The sequence below is a fragment of the Microbacterium trichothecenolyticum genome (genome assembly GCF_000956465.1).
In the GTDB taxonomy this organism is placed as follows: Bacteria; Actinomycetota; Actinomycetes; order Actinomycetales; family Microbacteriaceae; genus Microbacterium; species Microbacterium trichothecenolyticum.
The window spans coordinates 13202-37312 of sequence record NZ_JYJA01000038.1 but is presented as its reverse complement, the minus strand read 5'-3'; the positions used below and the strand labels follow the sequence as shown (position 1 = coordinate 37312).

Here is a 24111-nt window from a genome sequence, read left to right as displayed (position 1 = left end):
GGAACGCCCCCTGTCGGGTGTCGGCGGGGGGCGGCAGGATGGAGCGCATGCCCTACGAGATCCCTGCGCCGATGCTCGCGAAGTCGGTTCCCGACGTTCCCGAGCCGGCGAAGTCGGCGGGCGGGTTGAGCTACGAGCCGAAGTGGGACGGGTTCCGTGCCCTCATCTCGTGGGACGGCGAGAACGTCGAGATCGGGTCGCGCGGCGCGAAGCCGCTCACGCGATACTTCCCCGAGCTCGTCGAGGCGTTCGCGCGGCTCCTGCCGGAGCCGTGCCTGCTCGACGGAGAGATCGTCGTGCCGATCGACCGCGACGGGCGGCGGCGGCTCGACTGGGAGTCGCTGTCGCAGCGCATCCACCCCGCGGCATCCCGCGTGAACATGCTCGCCGAGCAGACCCCGGCGATATTCATCGCGTTCGACCTGCTCGCCGTGGCCGACACCGACCTGCAGGACGAACCGTTCGCGACGCGCCGTGCGAGGCTCGTCGAGTTGCTGCGCGACGTGCCAGACCCGGTGCACGTCACCCGCACGACCGACGACCCCGACCTCGCCCGCCGCTGGCTCGCCGAGTTCGAGGGTGCCGGGCTCGACGGCGTGGTCGCGAAGCCCCTCGATCAGCCGTACGCCCCGGGCAAGCGGACGATGTTCAAGATCAAGCACGCGCGCACCGCCGATGTCGTGGCGTTGGGCTATCGCATCCACAAGTCGGGCGAGGGTGTCGGCTCCCTGCTCGTCGGCCTGTACAGCGAGGACGGCACGCTCTACCCCGTCGGCGGCGTGGCCGCCTGGAGCAACGCCCGCCGGCTCGAGCTCATCGAAGAGCTCGCCCCGCTCGTCGAGCGCGACGCCGACGGCGAGGCGCTGCGCGGCGAAGGCGAGAAGTCGCGCTTCCAGGCGGGTCGGGCCGACTCGTCGTTCGTACGGCTGCGCCCCGAGCGCGTGCTCGAGGTGCGCTACGACCAGCTCGAAGGCTGGCGATTCCGCCACACCGTGCAATTCGAGCGCTGGCGCCCCGACCGAGACCCCGTCTCGTGCACGTACGAGCAACTCGAGGTGGTCGCGGCGTACGACCTCGCCGACGTCCTGGTCTGACGCTTCGCGCGGCGGGCGGGTGCTTGCCGGCGGAGCTCTGTTGGCGTGCTCTGCGCGGGTGTACCGTGCGGTCAGGGTCACTGCTGACGGAGGCATCCATGGCCCGCATCGACCACCAGCGCTCTCGCGGTCGTGCAGGCACGCGGGTCGCGTTGATGTGCGCCGCGCTCGCGGCACTGCTGATCTCGGGATGCTCGTCAGCGTCGTCCTCGCTCCCCGAGCAGACGCCACCGGCCGACGCGATCCGTGAGGACATCGACGCCGTCTTCGGCACGCTCTACGGCGAGGATGCGGTCCGCGCGGTGCTCGTGCAGCAGCACGGCGAACTCGTGTATGAGCAGTATGAGGATTCGACCGCCGACGACACCTGGGACGTGCGCGGCGTCACCCGCGCGGTGACGTCGACCCTCGTCGGCATCGCCATCGACCGCGGACTCATCTCGGGAGTCGACGCGACGCTCGGTGAGCTGCTTCCCGACTACGCGGCCGCCCTCACGCCCGAGACCGCGGCCATCCAGCTGAAGTCCGTGCTCACGCACACTGCGAATTTCGCGCCGACGTCCGAAGAGCGCGACATCCGCGGAAGCCCGGCCGACCTGTATGCACAGACGGACTGGGTCGCCTCGATCCTCGCGGACCGGGCGGCCCGCGGGCCGGGAGACGGCGCGTTCCTCTTCTCCGACATGGGCACTCACATCCTCGCCGCCGTCGTCGCCGAGGCGACCGGGATGTCGCCCTTCCGGTTCGCCGAGCAGACGCTGTTCGGTCCGCTGGAGATCGACACCGACCCCTGGTGGGAGGAGCGCTTCACCCCCGGCGACCCCGAGGCACTGCTCCAGGACTACCAGGATGCGGGGGTCGCCTGGCCCGCCGACCCGCAGGGGGTGAACCTCGGCTTCACGCACCTGCGACTCCACCCGACGGACCTCGTCCGCCTCGGCCAGCTCTTCCTCGACGAGGGGGTGTGGAGCGGAGAGCAGGTGGTGTCGGCCACCTGGGCCGTCCAGGCGACCAGCCCCGTCGTCGCCACGATCGGCTATGGAGACATCAGCTACGGCTACCAGTGGTGGATCGATCCGAGTCGCGACGTGTTCTACGTCCAGGGCGAGGGCGGAACGGCGGTCGTCGTCGATCCGGTCAGGGATGCCGTCGCGGTGATCGCCTCCGAAGTCACGGTCGACGATCTGCGCGGGAACCACGGTTACGCGAGTGCGACCGCCGTGGGACTGGCGAGTCTGCTCCTCGCCGACCTGTCCGCCGACTCCGGGTGAGTCCCGTCCTGCGGGTCGCTCCGTGGCGCGAACGCTCAGGCGTCATCCTTCGGCCAGTTCGCCTCGTTCTTGCGGCTGGGCTGCACACGGGGCGGCTCCCCGGGCATCTTCGGGAAGTCCGGCGGGAACGGCAGCTCGCCGAGCCCGTCGTCGAGGTCGCGCTGCCACCACTCCAGCAGCGTGTCGATGCGCCCCGGCTTCGCGAGCAGGTCCGCCCACGGGTCGCCGACGTCGGCCAGGCGCCGGGGAACCGTCCGCACCGTGAACGCGGCCGGGTCGACCCCGGCCTCCAGTTCGTCCCACGTGAGGGGCGTCGACACTGTCGCGTTCGGCAGCGCCCGCGGGCTGTAGGCGCCGGCCATCGTGCGGTCGCGGTTGGCCTGGTTGAAGTCGATGAAGATGCGCTCGCCGCGCTCCTCCTTCCACCAGTTCATCGTCACCTTGTCAGGCAGACGCCGCTCGAGCTCGCGGCCGGCGGCGATGACCGCGTGCCGCACATCGAGGAACTCCCACTCCGGCTCGATCGGACAGAACACGTGGATGCCGCGATTGCCGCTGGTCTTGAGGAACGCCGTCAGACCCGCCTCGGCGAGGACGTCGCGCATCGCGGGGGCGACGGCCGCAGCATCCGTGAAATCCGTTCCCGGCTGCGGATCGAGGTCGATGCGCAGCTCGACGGGGTTGTCGGTGTTCGCGGTCAGCGACGCCCACGGGTGGAAGACGATCGTGTTCATCTGCACGGCCCACACCGCCGCGGCGATCTCGGTGAGGATGATCTGGGGATGCCGCCGCCCGCTGTTGTACGTGACGGTCTGGGCTTCGACGAAGGCCGGCGCCCCCTTCGGCGGGTTCTTCGAGTAGAACCGCTCGCCGTCGACACCCTCGGGGAACCGTTCGAGAGAGACGGGGCGGTCGCCGTTCGCGGCCAGGAAGGGCTCCTGCACCGCGATGAGGTACTCCGCGAGCTCGCGCTTCGTGATGCCGACCTCCGGCCAGATCACCCGGTCGGGGTTCGAGATCCCCACCTCGCGATCGCCGTCGGGGCCGGGCACGGTGAGGGTGATCCGCGGGGACGCCATGGATCAGACGCTAGCGGGGAGCCGCGACATCCGTCACCCCGCTCACCGCGCGAAGCGGTAGAGCTGCCCGGCCCGGCGGCGAGCCTCAGTCCACGAGGGCGAGCACCGGCGCGAGATCCTCGCGGCCGAGTCGGATCCACGGCCCCGCGGGGTCGACCACGATCCCCGTGATCCCGTCGTCGCTGCGCAGCGCCTTGGCGAGCTGGGCGCCGGTGATGGGTCCGGCGTTGTCGCCACGACCCATGACAGCGATTTCGAGCGGATGCGAGTACACCTCGAGGAAGCGATGCCCCTCCGCGTCGCGGCCCTCGGCCAGGCCGGGTGCGCCGCTCTCCGCGACTCCCACCGCGACCCACAGGGGCACCCGGGTGAGCGCCTCCGCCACCTTGCCGCTGATCTCAGGAGTGCGCTCCGCCGCGAGGAGGGTCTTGACGGTCAGCTGCGGATCGGCCTGCTCGACGGCCCGCTCGAGCAGCTCCTTCGGAAGCACGGCACGAGAGGGGGCGGACGCGGGGTCGATGATGATCCCGTCGTAGGCGCTGGCGAAAACGTGCCGCAGCACCGTGAGCACCGGCTGGCCCATCGCCGACGTCTCCGTGTCGCCGTCGGCCTTGACGCTCGCCTGCAGCGCGGCGCCGCTCGAGTAGACCAGGGCGAATGTGCGCTCACCGGAGTTGGCGATCGCGAGCGGCAGACCCTTACCCTCGGCGAGGAGCGCGCGGGCGTCGCCCTTGACCCGCAGGAAGAGATGCCCCTGCAGCAGCTGCCGCGCGACGTCGAGCAGCGCCTGGGACGCCGGGGCGTCGCCGACGCGCCCGAGCGCAGCGCGCAGCAGCACATTGTCGCGCAGCCCCGGCACGGTCTCAGTCTGCTCGGGCGCCGTGCGCATCCACTCCCGCAGACCCATGCGCGGCTGCGGGCCGGGGGGCACGGTCTCGTCGGCCCGCGGCTCGCGCGGCTGGGCCGGCTGCGAGGAGGACGGGGACACCCCGAGCCCGCCGAACGACGAGACGGAGATGGAAACGGATGCCGCTTGCGCTTCATCGTCGGGTGCGTCGGGGGCGGTGCCCGCCTCCGCGGTCCGGGCCGCAGCATCCGTCTCCGGAGAAGGCGGGTCGCTCACCGCGGCCTGCGCGGAGTCGGACGGAGCGGCGGCCGGCCCGTCGGGTGCGATCTCGGCCGCGACGTCCTCAGCCTGTGCGGGCTCGGGGGAGATCGACGGCTGCTCGGCGGGCTTCTTCGGACGGCGCGAGAACAAGGCCATTGTGCGAGCCTAACCCGCCGCCGCGCCGCCGCCCTCCGGATGGAACGCGACTCGGCACCTGCACAGCTCAGCCCAGCGCGGAGGCCCCGGCGACGATCACCCCGATGCCGACGGCGAGAAGGGATGCTGCGAGCACGACGACTCCGGCCCACAGGAGAGCGATCGCGCGACCCGGGCGCTGCGGATCGCGGCCCAGCACCGACAGGAAGAATCCGCCCGGGATGAGCAGCGCGCTCGCAAGCACGCCGACCGACGCCCACTGCCACGGCATCGGGACGCCGACCGCCGACACCAGGAGGAGGCTCACGAGCCCCAGGATCACGAGCACGCCGGCGTGCGCGTGCCCGGCGCGGAAGAAGGTCTTCTGCAGCCCGTTGAAGGGCAGACCGCGCGTCGCGATCCGCAGCAGGAAGGCGCCGCCCGACATGATGCCGATGACGGTGAGGATCGTCGCGCCGGCGACGATCGTGAGGATCGGGTCCATCGTGGCCTCCGTTGGATAGTTTCGCTCTCCAATATTGGATAGCTATAGTATCCAATGTCAAGACCTAGGGGGCTGCGTCATGAAGATCTCGGAGCTGTCGGAGCGCAGCGGGGTGCCCGTGGCCACCGTGAAGTTCTACATCCGCGAGGGCATGCTCCCCCGGGGTGAGGCGCTTTCCACGACCCGCGCGGAGTACGGCGAGGAGCACCTCTCCCGCCTCACCCTCATCGGCGCGCTGGCCGACGTGCGCGGACTCCCGCTGTCTCGTGTGCGCGACATCCTGGCCCTGATCGACGCCCCCGACGACGACCCGATCGCGACCCTGGGGCGTGCGGTGGGCGCCCTCCCGCCGTACGTCGAGTCCGACCGCGACGACTATCCCCGCGCGCGAGAGGCGATCGGCGAACTCGGCCTCACGTACGACCCCGATTTCACCGCGGTTCCCCAGCTCGACGAGGCGCTGCGGGCTCTGGAAGCGGCGGGATTGGATGCCTCCCCCGCCGTGCTCCGCCGCTACAGCGACGCGATGCGCCAGGTCGCGACCGAAGAGCTCGCCCCGATGGCCGGCATGTCGCGCGCCGAGGCGGTGCCCTACGCGGTGCTCGGCACCGCGCTGTACGAGCCGGTCATGCTCGCGCTGCGCCGCCTGGCCCACCACCATTTGCTCGCCACCGGACCCGACGGAGGCCGACTCTCCGAAGAGAAGCCGGCCTCCGTGTGACCTCTGCGCGGGCTATCGCGATGCGACGGCCCGCGTGGCCTCGGACGACTCGACAACCGTCTGGTAGCCCGCCAGCGTTCCGGTCACCGCGACCGTGAGGCGGGCACCCGCGATGTCCGGGGTCAGAACGAGTGACTCACCGCTCGCGTTCGGGATCGGCGCCCCGTCGGCGAACCATTGGAACGCGAACTGCGTGCCCTCGGTCCAGCCGCGAGGGTGAGCCTTGACCGTCTTGCCCACGCGCAGGGGACCAGTGATCTTCGGAATCGAAGATTCGAGCACGGGCAGGACAGCCGATCCGAGTACTGCGTCGATTCCAGTGCGCTGCTCGCCGTTCGCGATCCGGATGACGGTGGCCGACCCACGGTCGGCGACGTCGTCCCACCACTCACTGATGAGCGCTCCGTCGATCTCCGTCGAGAACGAGACGCGGTACGAATCGGCGGGGAGCCCCAGCGACGTCCAGCGGCCGTCCGCATCGGTCCGCGCCCCATCGCCCCAGGAGCCTGCGTCGATGACCACCGAGACACCCTCGAGCGGGTTCCCCAGCGCGTCCGTCACCACTCCTGAGAGGGTTGCGCTGAAGGTCTCGAGCACCGACTCGTCGTCGAGCGAGAGGACTGCGTCGATTCCGGAGATCGTCGCCGCGGTGCCGACAACGATGTCGTCGGCCGAGGCGACGTCCGGCGCGTTGTGCCACCACTCCTTGAGCGCGGCCCCGCCACCGGTCTCAGTGGTGAACCCCACACGATACGTCCCGGCCTCGAGGCCGCGAAGTTCGTAGGAGCCGTCGGCTCCGGCTCGGCCATCGCGCAACCACTGGCCCTCGGAGTCGTAGAGGGTGACCTGGGCATCCGCCGATGGCGCCCCCTCGCCGTCGCGGAGAACACCCGTGATCGACGCCCCCACCGCCAGGCGTGCACTCACATCGGTGGCGACCTCGCCCGGCGCCAGTGACAGCACCGTCGCCGCCGCCTCCGTCCTCGCGTCGTTCCACCACTCGCCGACGACGTTGACGGACGCGTTATCGGTCATGAACTGCACGCGGTAGTCACCAGGTGTGAGACCGGTGAGCGTGAACGAGCCATCCGACGAGGTGCTCACCCCACTCGCGTAGTTCGGACCACCGATGTTGACCGGACGCGCCCACACCGCCACGTCGGCAACCGGTGCGCCGGCCTCATCTGTGACAACGCCCGTGACCGTCGCGCCGATGGTCAGTTCGGCGTCTGCCGTGGCTGTCGCACCGGAGCCGACGCTCACAGTCCGGGCCGTGTCGGCGTAGGGCGCGTCGTCGAACCACTCGCCGAGAAGCGAGCCCGAGGACCAGAACGCGACCTTGTAATCGCCCGCGGCGAGACCGAGCACTGCGTACGCACCGGTTTCGTCCGTCGTGGCGGATCCCGCCCACTCGCCCGCGCCCCACGCCTCCGCGTGGTACACCGATACGCCCACGCCGGAGGCAGGGGTTCCGTCGCTGTCCGTGACCGTGCCTGCGACTGAGCCGGCCAATCCGAGTACCGCGTCGTACCCCGTGTGTTCCGTCCCGGCGGTGACCGCGACCGACGTCGCCTGCGAGCGTGAAGCGGCGTCGTCCCACCACTCGCCCGCGAAGGCGGCGCTGAGAAGGGCCGGAGCGAACTCGAGCAAATAGGAGCCCGTCCGCAGGCCCGCGAGGCGGTAGGCACCGGTCGCGTCTGTGAAGCCGCTGCTCGCCCACCGGCCCATGTCGTCGATGGCGCGCACCGACACGCCCGTGATCGGCTCGCCGGCTTCATCGCTCACCTCGCCGGAGAGCGCCGCGCCCACGCCGAGTTCCGCGTCGATGTCGACGACAGCTGCACCCGACACGACGGAGATGGTCTTCGCCGACAGGATGTCGCCGGCGTCGTCCCAGTACTCCGCGATCAGTTCGGACGCGCCGGAGAAGGGTCGGAACTCGATCCGGTAGTCCCCGTCGGGCAGACCGGACAGGGTGTACGCCCCACTTGCATCCGTCGCGACGGAAGTGTGCCATGCCCAGTATCCCCATGCCGACTGGTAACGGTGCGCGATGACCGAGACGCTGTCAGCGCCCGTGCCGTCCTCCGCCGCAACCACACCGGAGATCGATCCGGTGTCGTCGGCGCGCGCCGGCGTGGCACCGAGCACCCCCGCCAACAGCACCAGCACAGCCAGTACAACACCGAGATAGCGAGAACCAGAACGGCCCCAGACTGCAGTCATCGACACCCCATCGCGCGACAAAGAAGACGCGGCGGACGCCGCGCGCGCTCATCCTGACAGAGTCCGCGGACACGTAGAGGCGGTCTGTGGATAACCCGTCAGAGCTTGGAGATCGGGGCGATCTTGATCAGCAGCTTCTTCGGCCCTGCGGAGTCGAACCGCACGTGGGCGACGCGCTTGGCACCCTCGCCGGTGACGGCGTCGACGCGGCCCTCGCCGAAGTCGTCGTGACGGATGCGGTCGCCCGGCGCCAGCTCGAGGTCGCCGTTGTCGCGCACCTTGGCGGGGATCTTGTTCGCGAACCGCTCGAGGTTGCCCGACGGCTCGCGCCGCGCCAGCGGCACCAGGTCGTCGCCGTAGCGCCGGCTGCCCGAACCGCCGAAACCGGAGCCGGACCCCGAACCTCGGCGCGCGTTCAGCGCGCGCGACTGCGTCCCGCCGCGCGAGTTGACGTCGCCCGGCGACTGGCGCCAGTGAAGCAGCTCGGCCGGGATCTCCTGCAGGAACCGGCTCGGCATCGCCACCGTCACCTCGCCGAACTGCGCGCGGGTCATCGCGAGCGAGAGGTACAGGCGCTTGCGGGCTCGCGTGATGCCCACGTAGAACAGCCGCCGCTCCTCCTGCGGGCCGCCGGGCTCCCCCGCCGAGATCCGGTGCGGGATGAGGTCCTCTTCGACACCCGTGACGAACACGGCGTCGTACTCGAGACCCTTCGCCGTGTGCATCGTCATAAGCGACACCGAGCCTGAGGCGTCCTCGAGGTCGTCGGCATCCGACACGAGAGCGACTTCGGTGAGGAAGTCCAGCAACGTGCCCTCGGGGTTGTTGCGTGCGAACTCGCGGGCGACGGCGACCATCTCGTCGAGGTTCTCGATGCGCGCTTCGTCCTGCGCGTCTTTGCTCGCACGCAGCGCGTCGTAGTAGCCGCTCTTGTTCAGAAGCAGCGTGAGGCCCTCGGCGACCGCGGTCGGGGGGGCCAGTTCGCCCGACGCAGGGAGCATGATCTCGGATGCCTCGGCCAGCACCGCGTCGAGATGTGCGATGGCCGCCTGGATCTTGGGTCCGACGCCCAGCGCCGATGCGTTCGCGAGCGCGTCGCGGAACGTGATCTGCTGGTCGGCCGCGTACCGCGAGATCGTCTCGATCGTCACGTCGCCGATGCCGCGGCGCGGGCGGTTGATGATGCGGCGCATCGCCATCTCGTCGGCCGGGTTCGCGACGGCGACGAGGTACGCCAGGGCGTCCTTGATCTCGGCCCGTTCGTAGAACTTCGTGCCGCCCATGATCTTGTAAGGCAGCGCGGAGCGGATGAAGATCTCTTCCAGCGCACGCGACTGCGAGTTGGTGCGGTAGAACACCGCGACCTGCGAGTAGTCCACGCCGGCACGGCGCAGCGCCTCGATCTCGTCCGCGACGAACTGGGCCTCGTCATGCTGCGAGTAGCCGGTGAAGCCGACGATCTGCTCACCCGCGCCCACGTCCGTCCACAGCTTCTTGTCTTTGCGGTCGAAGTTGTGGCTGATGACCGCGTTCGCGGCGGACAGGATGTTCTGCGTCGACCGGTAGTTCTGCTCGAGCAGCACGACCTTGGCGCCCGGGTAGTCCTTCTCGAACTCGCTGATGTTGCGGATGTCGGCGCCGCGGAACGCGTAGATCGACTGATCCGAGTCTCCGACCACCGTGAGCGACGCGCCCTCTTCGGCGGCGGGCTCCGGCTCGAAGATCATCATGCCGCCGGAGCCGGCGAGGGGTGCGGCATCCGATCCCGGCGGACGCGTCAGCTCGTGGATCAGCGCGTACTGCGCGTGGTTGGTGTCCTGGTACTCGTCGACCAGCACATGCCGGAAGCGCCGCCGGTAGACGTCGGCGACCTGCGGGAACGCGCGGAACAGGAACACCGTCTGCCCGATGAGGTCGTCGAAGTCGAACGCGTTCGCCTTCTGCAGCTCGCGCTGGTACGCGCCGAACAGCTCGACGAACACGCGCTCGGCAGGGTCGCTCATGTTGGCCGAGCGGGCGTAGGACTCAGCATCAGCCAGCTCGTTCTTCAGCCGCGAGATCTTCGACTGCGTGGCCGCGGGGGTGAGGCCGAACGCGTCCGCCTCGTGCTCCTTGACGAGGCGCTTGATGAGCGCGCGCGAGTCGCCGGAGTCGTAGATCGTGAAGGACTTGGTGAAGCCGAACTGCTCGGCCTCGCGCCGGAGGATCCGCACGCAGGCCGAGTGGAACGTCGAGATCCACATGCCGCGCGACGAGTCGCCCACGAGCTGCTCGACGCGCTCGCGCATCTCGCCGGCGGCCTTGTTGGTGAAGGTGATCGCCAGGATCTGACTCGGCCATGCCTCCCGGCCCCGCAGCAGCGACGCGATCCGCCGTGTCAGCACGCTGGTCTTGCCCGAGCCCGCGCCGGCCACGATGAGCAGAGCCTGCCCGCGGTACGTCACGGCCTCCCGCTGCTGCGGGTTGAGCCCTTCGAGCAGGTCTTCGTCGGGGCGTGCGCCGGTGGCCCGAGGGCCGATGTCTCTGCCGACGATGATGGGGGTGCTGGCGTCCGTCATTGCCCGTCAAGTCTAGGCGCGCGCGCCGACACCCACCCCCGGGGCTCCCGCCGTCGCAGAGCGACGGTGCTGGCCTCACTGCAGCCCCGACGCAGCCGCCTTCAGCCGCTTCAGCGACGGCGACACCTCATCCAGCCGTTCCTCCGCCTCGTCGCGCAGCAGGTCGGCGATGGTCACGTAGGCGTCGGACGGCTCGCCCGCCCGGCCCGCGAGCGCTCCTTCGTGCGCCACCCGGTGCGCGAGCAGCCTCGCGTCGCGATGCGCGCCGAGCGCGTCGTGCAGGTACTCGCCGGCGTGCGCGATGGCTTCGACCTGCTGAGGGAACAGGTCCGGTGCGACGTCGGCGATCGCCTCGGCGACATACCGCGTGCGGCGCGCGGCCTTGCGCAGTGCGTGGTGCGCCTCGTCGGATCCGTCCAGCCGGCCCTCGGCCTTCTCCACGCGGCGCGCCTGATTCGCCAGCACGTCCGCGAGCACGTCCGGCGCGGGCCGATCCGGCTCGACGACGCCGGCGGTATCGACGAACTCCCGAAGCAGCCTTGTGCGCTCCTCTGCTCGCGGCGAGCCTGCGAGCTGCACCAGCCGCTGGTGGGCGGCGGCGTAGGCGTCGCGCTGGCTCTCGACGAGCCGGTGCACGACGGCCGGGTCGTCGATCTGCGCACGTTCCAGCAGCTGCTCCGCGACGTCCGCCGCAACCTCGATGTCGCGCACGACCCCCAGCTCGCGCCCCCACTCCGCATACGCGACGCGCAGGCGCTCGGCCGACCGCGTGTCGAGCTCCGCGCGGAACCCGCCCAGCACACTGCGCAGCCGCCGCACGCGCACGCGGTGCTGATGGACGCCGTCCGGCTCGTCCGCCAGAGCGGCAGCGGCGGTGCTTTCGACTTCGGCCGCCGCGCGGCGCACGATCTCGCCGAGCACCTCCCCGACGGTGGGGGTCTTCCGCGACCTGCGCATCTCCCGAGCCTAGGGACGCACCGCGCAGCGGGGAAGATCCGCGACCGGCGGAGGCTGGCCGGGGAGAGCTTTCAGCCGCGAGTGGGCAAGATAGACCCCATGCGCACCCTCCTCAACATCATCTGGCTCGTGCTGTCGGGCTTCTGGATGTTCCTCGGCTACATGCTGGCAGGGGTGGTGCTGTGCATTCTGATCCTCACCATCCCGTGGGGCATCGCCTCGTTCCGCATCGGCCTCTACGCCCTCTGGCCGTTCGGCCGCACGATCGTCGACAAGCCGACATCGGGCGTCGGCTCGTTCCTCGGCAACGTCGTCTGGGTGGTCCTCGCCGGCTGGTGGCTGGCGATCGGTCACATCATCACCGGCATCGCGCTGTGCATCACGATCATCGGCATTCCGCTGGGCATCGCGAGCTTCAAGCTCGTCCCGATCTCGCTCATGCCCCTCGGCAAGGTCATCGTCGACAGCCGCACGCTCCAGCCGGTCTGATCCGGATCACGGATGCCGCGGGCCCGCCCGCGCCTAGGGCTCGACGATGTGCGATCGCGTGGCGAGCGCGTTGAGCTCCTCGCATCCCCCGGCCGTCACGAGGACCGCGCCGCCGATGCACACCTGGCGGAGTCCGATGAGTGCGGCGGGCTGGAACGCGAACGCCATGCCCGCGCGGAGTTCGAAGTCGCCGTCTGCGGGAACGACCCCGGGGATCGGATAGCCGTCGAGGTCGGCACGACCCTGGGCGTTGACCCACATCGGGCTGTTGTACAGGCCGGGTGAGACGGTCTGCACCACGGGTGGCCGGCTCCACACGTCGGCCGCGACGATCTCCGCGTGCATCGCGGCGTACACGTCCGAGAACAGGACGCCCGGCCGGGTGGCGGCGACTCCCGCCTCGTAGGCTGCGCGGGCGGCATCCGCGAGACGGCGGTGCACGTCGTCGGATCCGAACTGCACGTGCATCTGCTGCTGCGACTCCAGCCCTGCCCAGCAGGCGAAGATCTCCGCGCCGATCGAGTCGCCCGGACGGAGGATCGGCGGCTCGCCGCCGGCCCAGCCCCATTCGATGGGACCGCCGAAGGCGGGGTTCCCGCTGCGGAGGATCATCCCGGGTCCGGCGCTGTGACCGCCCCGGCGCGTGATCTCGGCCTCGACCGCCGCGTACACGTCGCTCTCGCGCGCACCGACGCGCGCGGCATCCAGGAACACGCGGCTGGCGTGCTCGCCGATCTCGGCCGCGTGACGGAACAGCTCCTGCTCCTGCGGGCTCTTCACCAGGCGCGCCCGCGCGAAGGAGAGCGTGATGTCGACCCATTCGACGTCGGGCGTCGCCGCCGTGATCATCTCCCAGGCTCCGTGTGGGATGCCGCCGCCGAATGGGGACGCACCGCCCAGGCCGATCACTCCGACGCGCCCACGACCGATGCGCCACGTGCGCAGCACCTCGGCGATCAGCAGGGGCGGGGGGCCGGTGCGCAGGTCCGCGATCCATCGCGCGTCGGCGAGCCGCCGACCCTGGTCGTCGGACCTCAGCAGAGCGACCGCGCCCACTCCCGAGAGGAGAGCGGGCTCACCGTCGCGCGGAATCGCGACGATGCCACCGGGGATGGCCTCACCAGCCAGGTACACGTCGGTGCGATCGAACGTGCTGCCGAAGGCGACGACCCCCGAGAGGTCATCTGCGTCCATCAGCTCCCGCACGACCGCCCATCGACGATCGCGTTCGTGCAGGGTCGGTCGGGGGAACGGTGTGCGGGCCGGTGGCATGTCGGAGCTCTCTGTCGGCTGTGCAGGACGACGGGTGTGGGAGAGGATGCGGCGCCGCGCCCTCTCCCCCGGGTGGATCAACCCCAGGCGGTGTCCATCGACTCCAGAACCTGCTCGATCGTGAGCTGTCCGGTGAGGATGCCGGTCACGCCGGTGCCGAGCGCGTCGAACACGGCGCCGTTCGGCCAGTCGACGGGCGGGTACGGACGCGTGCCCTCGGCGGTGAGCAGCTCCTGCGAGCTCTGGTAGGCCTCGGGCAGTTCGGCCGTGTCGCCGCCCAGCGGAAGCGTGCCCTGGATCTCGGCCATCATGGCCGCCTGCTCGGGCTCCGCCGACCACTGGATGAAGTCCTTGACGAGCTCGGGGCTCTTCGTCTTGGCATTGCCCGCGATGCCGTCGGTGCTGGTGAGCAGCACCTTCGGGTCGAGGCCCTCGGGCGCCGGCATCGGCAGCACGGCCATCTGCAGCGCGCCCCCGGAGGCGTTCGCGAGCGTCACCGTCGCGCTGCTCGGCGCCGCGAAGGCGAGCATCGTGCCGCCTGCGACCCCGTTCGTCAGTGCGTCGAAGCCGGCGCCCTCGGCACCGGGCTGCATGCAGCCGGCGTCGTCGAGGTCCTTGATGGCCTGCAGCGCGTCCTTCCAGCCGTCGGACGCGGCGAAGGTGGTGTCGCCTGCCGCGCGCTGATCGTTCCAGTCGGGCTCAGGGCCGTAGACCGTGCTCGCCGCGAAACCGAGCGCCGTGATCGCGGGTGCCGTGGGAACTGCGCCGGCGAGGCCGAGCACGGCGATGCCGTCGTCCGATGCCCCGCCGCACTGGGCCGCGAGGTCTTCCAGGGTCGTGTCGGCGGTCCACTCGATGCCGGAATCCTCGGCGAGCGGCGCGTTCATGACGAGCCCGTTCACCTGCACCGAGGTGGGCACCCCGTAGAACGTTCCGTCGAACACCCACCCGGCCTGCACGGCCTCGGGCAGAGACTCCTCGAGGACCTCGCTGTCGAGCGGAAGCACCAGGCCTGCATCGGCGAGCGGGCCGACCGAGGGATTCTGGCCGGTGCCGGAGAGCGCGTAGAACACGTCAGGGCCGTTTCCCGCATTCAGCTGGGTGTTGAGCAGCGACGGGTAGCCGTCGAGACCGTACTTCTGGATCTCGATGGTGACGCCCGGGTGGCTGTCCATGTAGCTCTGCGCGAGCTGTTCGTACCAGTCCTGCGCGTCGGCTGCGATGGAGTACGCGAACGTGATCGTCTGCGGCTCCTCTCCGTCGCCGGCGTCGGCCGAGCCGGCGCAGCCGGCGAGAAGGAGCGCCGCCGAGGCGCTCGTGGCGAGCACGATGGTGCTTCGTCGGACGTGCTTGCGTGCCATGGTTCTGCCTTTCATTCGGGTGTTTCGGGTTGGCTCTGGTGTCAGACCGCGACCGGGCGCGGCGCTCGGTCGAGCAGGAGGTCGCGCAGCACTCGCGCGCTGTCGACGATGAAGCTCATCGCCGCGTCATCGGTCACCGTCGCGCGCAGGCGCGCCTCGGTTGCACGCATGTCGTCTGCCGAGGCGAACGCCTCCGCATGACCGCGCGCCCAGGCCAGCTCGGCGTCGCTCAGGTCGGTGTGCGAGGCACGCCACTCCGGGTCGTCGACGAACAGCGACATCTCGGTGCCCGGGTCCTCGCGCATGCCCGGGAAGAGGCCCTCGATCGAGTAGTTCCGCGCCGGCGCAGACGCCAAGGCATTCAGGACCCCGTCCCAGTCGATGACTCCCTCGCCGATGGGCGTGATGAGGCGACCGATGCCGTGCTCGTTGGGGACGACCACGACATCGCGAAGATGGGTCTGGCGCGTGTACGGGGCGACACGACGGGCGGCCTCGACGGGGTCCTCGCCGCGGATCACCACGTTGGCCGAGTCGAACGTGATGCCGAACGCGTCCGGGCCGGAGTCCTCGACGAGGCGCACGACCTCGAAGCTCGAGATCTCTTCGTGCGTCTCGAGGTTCAGATGCAGACCGAGGTCGCGCAGCACCGGCGCCAGCATGTCCAGCACGCGCGCGGTCGCCGCCAGCTGCTCGGGCCACGACACATCCGTGCGGAAGCGGTCGCAGGCGCGCAGGCCGCGCAGCCGGAACTGGTAGTTCGTCGTCGCGGCCCACACCTCCCTGATTCCGCACCCCGCGGCGGCCTCGAGCTTGCGCCGCATGCCTGTGAGCCAGTCACCGCCGCCGAGCCCACGTGTCGTCGCGTCCTCGGGCATCGCGAACGGGTTGACCTTGCCGGCCCCCGCCTCGAGATAGAGGCCGCGCTCGGCGGCCGCGGCGGCGACGTCGGCCAGCTCCCGGGCATCGAGCGTCGGGCTGAGATCGAGGATGTCGCGGAAGAACACCCCGTCCAGCCCCAGCTCGGCGACCCGCTCGATGACCCAGTGAGCGTCGTGCGTGAACGCGCCGGGCAGCTTCGTGGAGTCGGTGCCGACCCGGATCAGGCTCATGCGTCGGCGCCCTTGTCGTCGCCGGGGTCCGACAGGTCGACCAGGCCCCGGCGGAAGACGTTCTCGGGGTCGTACCGGCGCTTGGTCGCGGCGAGGTCGTCGTACTTCGCGCCGTACACCGCCTTGGCCACCTCGTCATCACCCTGCACCGACGCGAAGTTGATGTAGGTGCCGCGCTTGGAAGGTGCGAGCGCGTCGGAGAACCCGCGAGCCCATTCGACCAGCGGAGCCTTCTCCGACGGATACTCCCAGTCCGCCCCGATGTTGGCGGAGTAGTTCATGACGCGACCCGTGGGCAGCGCGTCGTCGCGTCCCTCACGTGCTGTGCCGGGCCCCGCGATGATCTCGAACGGGCACATCACCTGATGCGAGATGAACGCGCTGGAGTTCAGTGCGCGGCCCGGATAGAGATCCGACTGCTCGATGATCGTGTCGATCACATCGTCGGTGAGCTCCTCGATGAAGGTGTGCTTCCAGTAGTGGCGCAGGCCGTAGCGGAACTCGTCGTCGGTCTGGTGCTGCAGCGTGACGTGCGGCATCGTGCGCACGTCGAGGTAGATCGGTGTGAACCCCTCGAAGATCGGCGCGGTCGCCTCGGGCTCGTCGGCCGGGTCGCCGTAGCGGATGGTCGCGAGCGACAGGATCGGCTGGCCGCGGTGCTCAGCGGGGATCTGACTCCAGAACTCGGGTGCCCGGTACAGCCGCAGGTATGTGCCGACCTCTGACGGCATCCCGATGCCGCGCGCGGCGAAGCGCTGCATGATCGCCCGGCGGTCGTCCGCGGCGAACAGTGCGAGGCGCACCGTGGCCAGGCCAGCGAGCCGCTGCGGGCGGAACGTGAAGCGCGTCGCGACGCCGTAGTTGTGGCCGGCGCCCTTCATGGCCCGGAACAGGTCGGGGTGCGACGTCGCACTCACTTCGAGGATGCTGCCGTCGGCGACGACGACCTCGATCGACTCGAGGTGGTCCACGGTCGCGCCGTGCTGGCGCGCGAGGTATCCGAAGCCGCCGCCGAGCGTGAGCCCCGCAACACCGGTGTGCGACACCACGCCGGCAGGCACGACGAGACCGGTCCCCTCGCACGCACGGTCGACCTGCCCCCAGTTGCAGCCGCCCCCGACCCGGATGAGGCCGGCCTCCTCGTCGATCTCGATGCCGTCGATGAGGCGCGTGTCGATCTGCACCGCGCCGTCCATCGCCGCCGTGCCGGCGAGGTTGTGACCGCCGCTGCGGACCGTGATCGGGTAGCCGTGGGCCGTCGTCCAGCGCAGCGCCGCCGACACGTCCTCCGCGTTCCGCACCCGCACGATCGCTGCGGGGCGGCGGTCGATGTCGGCATTCCAGAGGCGGCGGGCGAGGTCGTACGCCGCCGTGCCCGGGTACAGCACATCGCACTCGACGGCGTCGGCGAGCTGCTCGATCGGGGTGACGGTGAGGGTCGTGGACATGATGCTCCTAACGGGAGGGGACGGATGCTGCGCGCTCGGCGAGCACGGAGCGCAGGTGCGAGGCCGACCGGGCGACGAAGGCGTCGTGCGTCGTGCGCTGGTCGGGAAGGAAGACGTCGAGGTCGGAGAACGACGGACCGCTGCCGTCGGCGGCGGCGCGCGCGGAAGAGGCGGCCAGGGCGTGCAGCGCGTCGAGGTCCGCATCGTCCAGCTCGGGGTGAAGTCCCACCCAGAAGGGGTCGGCGATCGGGACGTCACTGCGCCCTGACCATCCCCCGACGCCCTCGATGGTGAGGTTCAGCGCCGGGTTGGCAGCGAGGATGATGCCAAGGATCTCGTCCCAGTCGAGCTGCCCCTCACCGCAGGGCCGCAGGAAGCGGGTGAGCCCGTTCCCCTCAGGAGACGGATGGACACGGATGTCGCGCAGCTGAGTGCTGACGACGTGCGGCGCGACGCGCTCGACCGCCGCGCGCGGGTCCTCTCCCCGAGCAATCGGGTTCGCAGGGTCGAGGCAGATGCCGACGTGCGGATCGTCCGCACCCTCGACGATGCGCAGGAGTTCGCGGGTGGTGATCTCCTCGTGCGTTTCGATGCCCAACACGAGGTCGTAGTGCCGGAGCGCGGGGAGCAGCTTGTCGACGAGGCTGCTGATGGCCCGCAGCTGGTCGGGCCAGGGCGCCTCTCGGCGGGCGCGGTCGGTGTCGTACGGTGCCGCGTACTCCTTGACGCCCGCGCACGCCGTCCACAGTGTGCTCCAGCCCATCTCTGCGCAAGCGGCGAACATGCGCTCCATGCCGGCGATGAAGTCGCCGTCGCCCAGTGCGCGCACCTCGGGCAGCTCCGCGGTCATGTAGGGGTTGATCTTTCCGACGCCCATCTCCACGTACATGCCGAGTTCGTCGGCGCGCCGGCGGAAGGCATCCAGCTCCCCCCTGTCGAGGGTGGGCGACAGATCGGTGAGGGTGCGGATGTTGACGCCCTCGAGGCCCTGCGCGTGCAGCGTGTCGAGCAGCGCCGGGCCGTGCCCCCACAGATCGCCGACCCGGACGAGGCTGATGTCGGAGCCGATGCGCGTCACTCCGCCACCTCCACGCCCAGGCGGCGCCCGGCGTGCGGGAGGATGCGCAGCGCGTTCCGGCTCGACACCGCGGCGACCTGCTCGGCCGTCCAGCCGTCGCGCACCCGAGTCGCGTAGTCGCGCTCCAGCGGCAGGATCGACTCGTTGGCCCACGGCACGTCGGTGCCGAACAGGATGCGGTCGGTGCGCTCGAGCTGGAGCAGCGGACCCAGGTTGAGCGTGGTGTCGTAGTAGAGCCCGTCGAGCTTGCGGATCTCGGCCTCGAGACCCTCTGCGGTCACCGGCACGTTCCAGTCGCCGCCCTGCAGGGCGTGCATCGCGATGCGCCACTTGATGTACGGCACCATGCCGCCGGTGTGGGGGAAGACGAACCGGATCCGCGGGAACCGCTCGAACACGTTTGCCGCGGCGAGCGCGGTGACCGCACGCGTCGTGTCGAACGTCCCCTCCAGAAGGGGTCCCGGCAGGCCGGCAGGAGCGTCGAACACCAGGATCGGGTGCATGAACACCACCGCGTCGCGGGCGTCGAGCTCCTGGAGGAGTCCGGCGTATTCCGGCTGCGCGAGGTAGGCGCCCTGATAGCTGGTCAGCATCGCGACGCCCTCGAACCGGCCGCTGTCCAGCGCCGAGACCGCGTGCGCTGTCGACAGGTCGGGGTCGGGCATCGGGAGCGTGGCGAACGCGCCGAAGCGGGTCGGTTCCTCCCCCACGATGCCGGCGAGCTCGTCGTTCAGGTCGTCGGTCACGGCGGCGAGATCGGGGCCCGCCCACGACAGATCCGCGGGGACCGACAGAACCGACATCGTGGTTCCGGTGATCGCCATCTGCTCGAGTGCGATCTCGGGGTTCCACGCAGGCCCGCCACGGAAGACCGGGAGCCCGCGACGCTCCTGGTGGGCGACAAGCCCGGGAAGCGTGGGGTGGTGGTGGACGTCGATGAGGGTCATCGGACAGCTCCGATCTTCGTTGACGAGCAAGTTGGTATACAACATACGAACAAGCGGAAAGCCGTCGCTATATCCATCAAGCGCATGACGCTTATGTCAAGCATCGACGGTGTTTATACCTCTCGCCGGCTCGACCTGGGCCGGTGTGCCGTATACAACAGTCAAGGAGGGCCACTGCCCGAGGAGAGACCATGACCCCACACACCTCAGCCACACACACGCCGACCGACGCCATGTCCACGATCGGAGCGACGCACCAGCCGCTGCGCGAACGAGTGAGGGATCTCGTTCGCGATCGGATCGTGCGCGGCGAATTCGCCCCCGGCGACCGCCTCGTCGAGCGGGTGCTCGCCGAGGAGATGGGCGTCTCACGCGTCCCGGTGCGCGAAGCGCTCACCCTGCTGAAGGGCGAGGGATTCGTGCAAGATGTGCCGCGGCGCGGCGTCATCGTCACGGTGCTGGCGAAGGAGGACGTCGACGACCTGTTCGACGTGCGCGTCGCCCTCGAGGTGCAGTGCGCACGCCTGGCGAGCACGCGGGCGACCGACGACGAGATCCAGGCGCTCGCAGCCATCGCGGATGAGGCCGATGCGGCGCTCGCGCGGGGCGACGTCGACGCCATCGCCGACCTCAATCAGGCCTTCCACGACGCCGTCCCGCGCATGGCGCACAACCGCATCCTGGCGTCGACCCTCGAGCCGCTCGAGGGCCGGCTCCACTGGGTGCTCCGCCAGAACCGGTCGCCCGAGATCCTGCTCGCCGAACATCGGGAGCTGGTCGAGGCTCTCGCGCTGCGCGACGCCGACGCGGCAGCCGATGTCGCGCTGCGCCACGTGGACACGAGCCGCGCCCTCTGCCACGAGATCATGTTCGGCGACGAGGACTGACAAGCCGCGGATCACGGATGCCGCGGCCCCGCAGCATCCGATTCGTCACAGCAGTCGGCGCGCCGACGCCCAGGCCGTGAGCTCGTACCGTGACGAGAGCTGCAGCTTGCGCAGCACCGCGGACACGTGCGACTCGACGGTCTTCATCGAGATGAAGAGCTCGGCGGCGACCTCCTTGTAGGCGTAGCCGCGGGCGATGAGCCGCATCACCTCCTGCTCGCGCGACGACAGGCGGTCGAGCTCGTCGTTGGTGGTCGCGGTCTCGCCGACGGCGGCGCCGAAGGCGTCGAGCACGAATCCCGCGAGGCGCGGCGAGAACACCGCGTCTCCGTCGGCCACCGCGTGCACCGCACGGCTGACTTCCGCGCCCGACGAGCCCTTCGTGATGTACCCGCGGGCCCCGGCGCGGATGACCCGCACGACGTCTTCCGCGGCATCCGACACGCTGAGCGCCAGGAAGCGGGTCGCTGGCACCGCGGGCGCACCCCCGCGGATCACGGCCTCGCCGCCGGCCGCATCAGGTCCGGATGCCGCGCCCGCCCCCGCCGGCAGGTGCACGTCGAGCAGCACGACGTCGGGACTCGTCGCTTCGATGACGGCCACCGCCGAGGCCGCGTCTGCTGCCTCGCCGACCACCTCGATCGACGCGTCGAGGTCGGCGCGCAGGCCGGAGCGGAAGATCGAGTGGTCGTCGACGATCACGACGCGCACGGTGCGTTCAGCCACGGCTCGCCTCCCGGGTATGCGCAGAGCCGGCGTCGGGCGAGGGGGTCGCGGCATACCGCAGGTGCACCTCGGTGCCGCCGCCCGCTCCCCTCCGCACGGTCGCCGACCCGCCCGCGCGCCGCATGCGGCCGAGGATGGATTGACGGATGCCGAGCCTGTCGTCCCGGACGTCGTCGAGGTCGAACCCGGGGCCCCGGTCGCGCACGTAGACGTCGACGGCGTTCGCGTTGCCCTCGATGTACACCGACACGTCGCCGCCGGCGTGGCGCGCCGCGTTCAGCATCGCCTCGCGCGAGGCCGCCGCGACCTCGCCGCTCGCGCGCTCGGCGGGAAGCCCCGCCGAGACCACGTCGATGCGCACCGGGTAGTCGAGTTCGAGCGCGGCGGCGTAGTCCCGCAGGTCGGTGGGCAGGTCGCTGTCGGCGGGGGCGTCGCCGTCGTAGAGCCAGGCGCGCAGCTCGCGCTCCTGGGCACGGGCCAGGCGTGCCACTTCGCTCGACGCGCCGGCGCGGTTCTGGATCAGGGCGAGGGTCTGCAGCACCGAGTCGTGCAGATGCGCGGCCATCTCGGCGCGCTGCTCCTCACGGATCCGTCGCACGCGCTCACCCGAGAGCTCGCGCCAGCGGTCGACCAGGATCGACGAGTACACGAGCAGGATGCCCGCGATCGGCACCAGCGCGATCACGAACCCCGCGATGCCGGTCTGCCGCAGCGCCGAGAGCTGCGTGAGCAGCAGCAGGATGAGGGCCGCCGTCACCACGATGCGCACGACGTTCTCGTGCCGCGGGCCGCGCGCGGGGTCTCGGCGGTCGACGAGCGTCGCCCAGGCGCCCGCCGCGACCGCGAGCGCGGTGGCGAGGAGCACGCCTCCCACCCATCCGGGCGGTGACGTCCGGCCGACGCCGTTCGCCCCGAACAGGGCGATCGCGGCCATCGTCACCAGCACGACCGCGATCGCCGCCCCGGTGAGCAGCCAGGCCACGGGCACCCGGCGCGTCGGCACGTCGTGCCCGTGCGCGGCCGCGGTGGCAGCATCCGTCTTTCCTGCGCTCGTCGGGTCGCCCCCGCCGGCTGTGCCCGCGGCGCCACCGGGCGGCCGCGGGTCGTCCCACGGCACGAACACCCACAGCCACGCGTACAGCAGCGCGCCCGCACCCCACACGACGGTCAGCGCGACGAACGCGGTGCGCACGACCCACAGCGGCCAGCCCAGATGACGGGCCAGTCCCGCCGCGACCCCCGAGACGGCGCAGTCACGCACACGACGCAGCGGCGGCCGGTCCACAGGTGCCGGCGGCAGCGCCACGCCCGCGACGGCGTGCGTCGGAGTCGTGGAGGAGGGCATGCCGACAATCCAACCATCGCGCCCCACCCCGAGCGACGATCCCGAGCGGAGATCAGGGACGCGTCAGGGGATCACCCGATAGCGAGCCCCCCGCGGTGGCCGCCAGGGTGGAGACATGACCGACGCGACCACCGCTGCCCCCACCGATCCGGGACCGCCGCCGACCGCCCCTCCAGGGCTGCCGACCGGCACGGACCGGTTCTTCTCGTGGGTGGAGGGCCTCGGCATCGTCCGCGCAGACGGGTGGCTCGGCGGGGTGTGCGGCGGCCTCGCGGCTCGCCTGCGGATCGACCCGATCATCGTGCGCGGCATCTTCGTCGTGGTGGCGCTCTTCGGGTTCCCGGCGCTCCTGGTCTACGCGATCGCGTGGGCGCTGCTTCCCGACACGAGCGGGCGCATCCACCTGCGCGAGCTCTTCCACGGCCGCTACGACGCCGCGATGACCGGTGTCTTCATCCTCGCCGTCGTCGGCTTCGTCCCCGTCGTGCCGTGGCTGCGCAACATCCTGATGTGGCCGTTGTGGGCGCTCACCGGGTTCGCGCCGTGGGCGTGGGACGGCTCGGGCATCTGGGGCCTCGGCTCTCCGTTCGGCGGCATCGGCGTGATCCTCACCCTCGCCCTCATCGGCACGGCCGTGTACTTCATCGTCCGGGCGGCTCAGGCCGGCCGGCCCTCCCGGGCGGGCGCGCCGATGGCTTCCGCGCCGCCCGCCCCGGTCGCGTCGCATTCGGGTGCCGACGCGGCCCCTCCTCTCGCGGCCGACGCCGCGGGCATCGCGGATCCGGCCGGTCGGGCGCCGGCCGGATCCGCGACAGGATCGAAGACGGTCCCCGCTCCCACTCCAGACGCCGCTGCCGCGTCGCCCGGAGCCTCTGGGGGCGGGGGCCCAGCTGCGCCCGCAGGCGCTCTGCCGGGTCCCGACGCCGGCGATGTCGCTGCGGCGGACTGGCGCGCCGACTGGCGCGCGACCCAGGAACAGTGGCGGGTGCAGAACGACGCGTGGCGTCGCAGCCAGCAGGACGCGGCCCGCGCCGCCCGCGAACAGGCCCGGCGTGAACGACACGCCCACGGCGCGGCCTTCGCCCTCGACGCGGAGGAGCGCCGCCGCGCGCGCCGCGCCTCGTACCCCCGCACGAGCTTCGCGTTCGTGCTGACGACGCTCGGCGCCGCGGTCGTCGCCGGTGCCCTCGCGGTGCTGGTCGCCTCGAGCCCCGGCTCCGAAACGGCACCCTACGCCGGCGCCATCGGGCTGTTCACCGCCGCCGTGATCACCGCGCTCGCGATGGTCGTCGCCGGTGCGTTCCGCCGGCGGAGCGGGTTGCTCACCGCGGTCACGATCGTGCTCCTGGTGATCGGCAGCACGGTGGCGGCAGCATCCGGTCCTCAGCGCCTGGTGATCGGAAGCATCCAGCTCGGCACCGCGACCTATGAGCAGACGGCGATTCAGCCGTTCGGATCCACGTTCATCTCCGTCGGATCGCTGTCGGACGGCGAAGACATCCGCGCCGGCGGCGTCGTCGTGACGAAGGGTGTCGGCGGCACCGACATCGTTGTGCACCCCGGCACGGTGCTCGAGCTCGACGCGACGCTCGGAGACGGCGTCGTGCTCTACTCACGCATCCCCGATGCCGGCGGCGAGGCCGTCTCGGGAACCGTCGAGCCCGACGCCGACGGTGAGGTGACCTGGCGCGCCGTCAACGAGGACCCGAGCTCCGACGCCCTCACGACCCAGCACGTCACCCTCGACCAGCGCACCGGCTCGGTCCAGGTCACGATCTTCGAGAAATGAGCA

General features: G+C 70.9%; 20 protein-coding genes. 6 read left to right on the top strand and 14 right to left on the bottom strand.

Annotation, left to right across the window (positions count from 1 at the left end; all coding sequences use genetic code 11):
* Positions 1-47 precede the first annotated feature (47 nt).
* Both RS82_RS14585 and RS82_RS14580 read left to right on the top strand, forming a co-directional pair.
* Positions 48-1094, top strand: coding sequence for an ATP-dependent DNA ligase (locus RS82_RS14585; protein ID WP_045301110.1), 1047 nt, complete (start codon positions 48-50; stop codon positions 1092-1094).
* A gap of 98 nt (positions 1095-1192) precedes the next feature.
* Positions 1193-2365: a serine hydrolase domain-containing protein gene (locus tag RS82_RS14580; RefSeq protein ID WP_045300721.1), complete on the top strand. Its 1173-nt coding sequence runs from the start codon at positions 1193-1195 to the stop codon at positions 2363-2365.
* Positions 2366-2400: 35 nt separating this feature from the next.
* On the opposite strand, the gene ligD is transcribed toward RS82_RS14580, so the two are convergent.
* The 3 genes from ligD to RS82_RS14565 all read right to left on the bottom strand — a co-directional run bounded on the left by ligD (position 2401) and on the right by RS82_RS14565 (position 5192).
* On the bottom strand, positions 2401-3444 hold the full coding sequence (ligD, locus tag RS82_RS14575) for a non-homologous end-joining DNA ligase (RefSeq protein WP_045300719.1): 1044 nt from the start codon (positions 3442-3444) through the stop codon (positions 2401-2403).
* An 85-nt stretch (positions 3445-3529) separates the two neighbouring features.
* Positions 3530-4708 carry an SseB family protein gene (locus tag RS82_RS14570; RefSeq protein ID WP_045300717.1) on the bottom strand — a complete coding sequence of 393 codons (1179 nt, stop codon included), beginning with the start codon at positions 4706-4708 and terminating at the stop codon, positions 3530-3532.
* A 67-nt stretch (positions 4709-4775) separates the two neighbouring features.
* Positions 4776-5192 carry a hypothetical protein gene (locus tag RS82_RS14565; RefSeq protein WP_045300715.1) on the bottom strand — a complete coding sequence of 139 codons (417 nt, stop codon included), beginning with the start codon at positions 5190-5192 and terminating at the stop codon, positions 4776-4778.
* A gap of 79 nt (positions 5193-5271) precedes the next feature.
* Here RS82_RS14565 and RS82_RS14560 point away from each other — a divergent pair, with 79 nt between their 5' ends.
* Complete coding sequence (locus RS82_RS14560; protein WP_045300713.1) at positions 5272-5913, top strand: MerR family transcriptional regulator; 642 nt, start codon at positions 5272-5274, stop codon at positions 5911-5913.
* 12 nt (positions 5914-5925) lie between these two features.
* Here RS82_RS14560 and RS82_RS14555 read toward each other — a convergent pair whose 3' ends face one another.
* The 3 genes from RS82_RS14555 to RS82_RS14545 all read right to left on the bottom strand — a co-directional run bounded on the left by RS82_RS14555 (position 5926) and on the right by RS82_RS14545 (position 11654).
* Entirely contained in the window at positions 5926-8139 is a 2214-nt protein-coding gene (locus RS82_RS14555) for a carboxypeptidase-like regulatory domain-containing protein (protein ID WP_157005611.1), read from the bottom strand.
* A gap of 98 nt (positions 8140-8237) precedes the next feature.
* On the bottom strand, positions 8238-10697 hold the full coding sequence (locus RS82_RS14550; RefSeq protein ID WP_045300709.1) for an ATP-dependent helicase: 2460 nt from the start codon (positions 10695-10697) through the stop codon (positions 8238-8240).
* A gap of 75 nt (positions 10698-10772) precedes the next feature.
* Positions 10773-11654 (bottom strand): CHAD domain-containing protein, encoded by an 882-nt coding sequence (locus RS82_RS14545; RefSeq protein ID WP_045300707.1) that lies wholly within the window; start codon positions 11652-11654, stop codon positions 10773-10775.
* 99 nt (positions 11655-11753) lie between these two features.
* Between RS82_RS14545 and RS82_RS14540 the strand changes: the two genes are divergently transcribed.
* Positions 11754-12143: a YccF domain-containing protein gene (locus RS82_RS14540; RefSeq protein WP_045300705.1), complete on the top strand. Its 390-nt coding sequence runs from the start codon at positions 11754-11756 to the stop codon at positions 12141-12143.
* Between the two features lie 33 nt (positions 12144-12176).
* Here the strand turns inward: RS82_RS14540 and RS82_RS14535 are convergent, their stop codons facing one another.
* From RS82_RS14535 to RS82_RS20775, 6 genes are all read right to left on the bottom strand, one after another.
* Positions 12177-13337 (bottom strand): M24 family metallopeptidase, encoded by a 1161-nt coding sequence (locus RS82_RS14535; protein ID WP_045300703.1) that lies wholly within the window; start codon positions 13335-13337, stop codon positions 12177-12179.
* Positions 13338-13492: 155 nt separating this feature from the next.
* Positions 13493-14776: an ABC transporter substrate-binding protein gene (locus RS82_RS14530; RefSeq protein ID WP_052676860.1), complete on the bottom strand. Its 1284-nt coding sequence runs from the start codon at positions 14774-14776 to the stop codon at positions 13493-13495.
* A 41-nt stretch (positions 14777-14817) separates the two neighbouring features.
* Positions 14818-15888 (bottom strand): sugar phosphate isomerase/epimerase family protein, encoded by a 1071-nt coding sequence (locus tag RS82_RS14525; protein WP_211255943.1) that lies wholly within the window; start codon positions 15886-15888, stop codon positions 14818-14820.
* Positions 15885-17336 carry an FAD-binding oxidoreductase gene (locus RS82_RS14520; RefSeq protein ID WP_045300701.1) on the bottom strand — a complete coding sequence of 484 codons (1452 nt, stop codon included), beginning with the start codon at positions 17334-17336 and terminating at the stop codon, positions 15885-15887. Before RS82_RS14520 ends, RS82_RS14525 begins: the two co-directional genes overlap by 4 nt.
* Before the next feature lie 7 nt (positions 17337-17343).
* Positions 17344-18414 (bottom strand): sugar phosphate isomerase/epimerase family protein, encoded by a 1071-nt coding sequence (locus tag RS82_RS14515; protein WP_052676859.1) that lies wholly within the window; start codon positions 18412-18414, stop codon positions 17344-17346.
* Positions 18411-19361: an amidohydrolase family protein gene (locus RS82_RS20775; RefSeq protein ID WP_052676858.1), complete on the bottom strand. Its 951-nt coding sequence runs from the start codon at positions 19359-19361 to the stop codon at positions 18411-18413. The genes RS82_RS14515 and RS82_RS20775 overlap by 4 nt, the downstream gene beginning before the upstream one ends.
* Before the next feature lie 191 nt (positions 19362-19552).
* Here RS82_RS20775 and RS82_RS14505 point away from each other — a divergent pair, with 191 nt between their 5' ends.
* Positions 19553-20248, top strand: a complete 696-nt coding sequence (locus RS82_RS14505) for a GntR family transcriptional regulator (protein WP_211255942.1) — start codon at positions 19553-19555, stop codon at positions 20246-20248.
* Positions 20249-20293: 45 nt separating this feature from the next.
* On the opposite strand, the gene RS82_RS14500 is transcribed toward RS82_RS14505, so the two are convergent.
* Together RS82_RS14500 and RS82_RS14495 are read right to left on the bottom strand one after the other, a co-directional pair.
* Positions 20294-20974, bottom strand: coding sequence for a LuxR C-terminal-related transcriptional regulator (locus RS82_RS14500; protein ID WP_045300699.1), 681 nt, complete (start codon positions 20972-20974; stop codon positions 20294-20296).
* Complete coding sequence (locus RS82_RS14495) at positions 20967-22319, bottom strand: ATP-binding protein (protein WP_045300697.1); 1353 nt, start codon at positions 22317-22319, stop codon at positions 20967-20969. Before RS82_RS14495 ends, RS82_RS14500 begins: the two co-directional genes overlap by 8 nt.
* A 115-nt stretch (positions 22320-22434) precedes the next feature.
* Between RS82_RS14495 and RS82_RS14490 the strand changes: the two genes are divergently transcribed.
* Positions 22435-24108, top strand: a complete 1674-nt coding sequence (locus RS82_RS14490; RefSeq protein ID WP_045300695.1) for a PspC domain-containing protein — start codon at positions 22435-22437, stop codon at positions 24106-24108.
* Positions 24109-24111 lie beyond the last annotated feature (3 nt).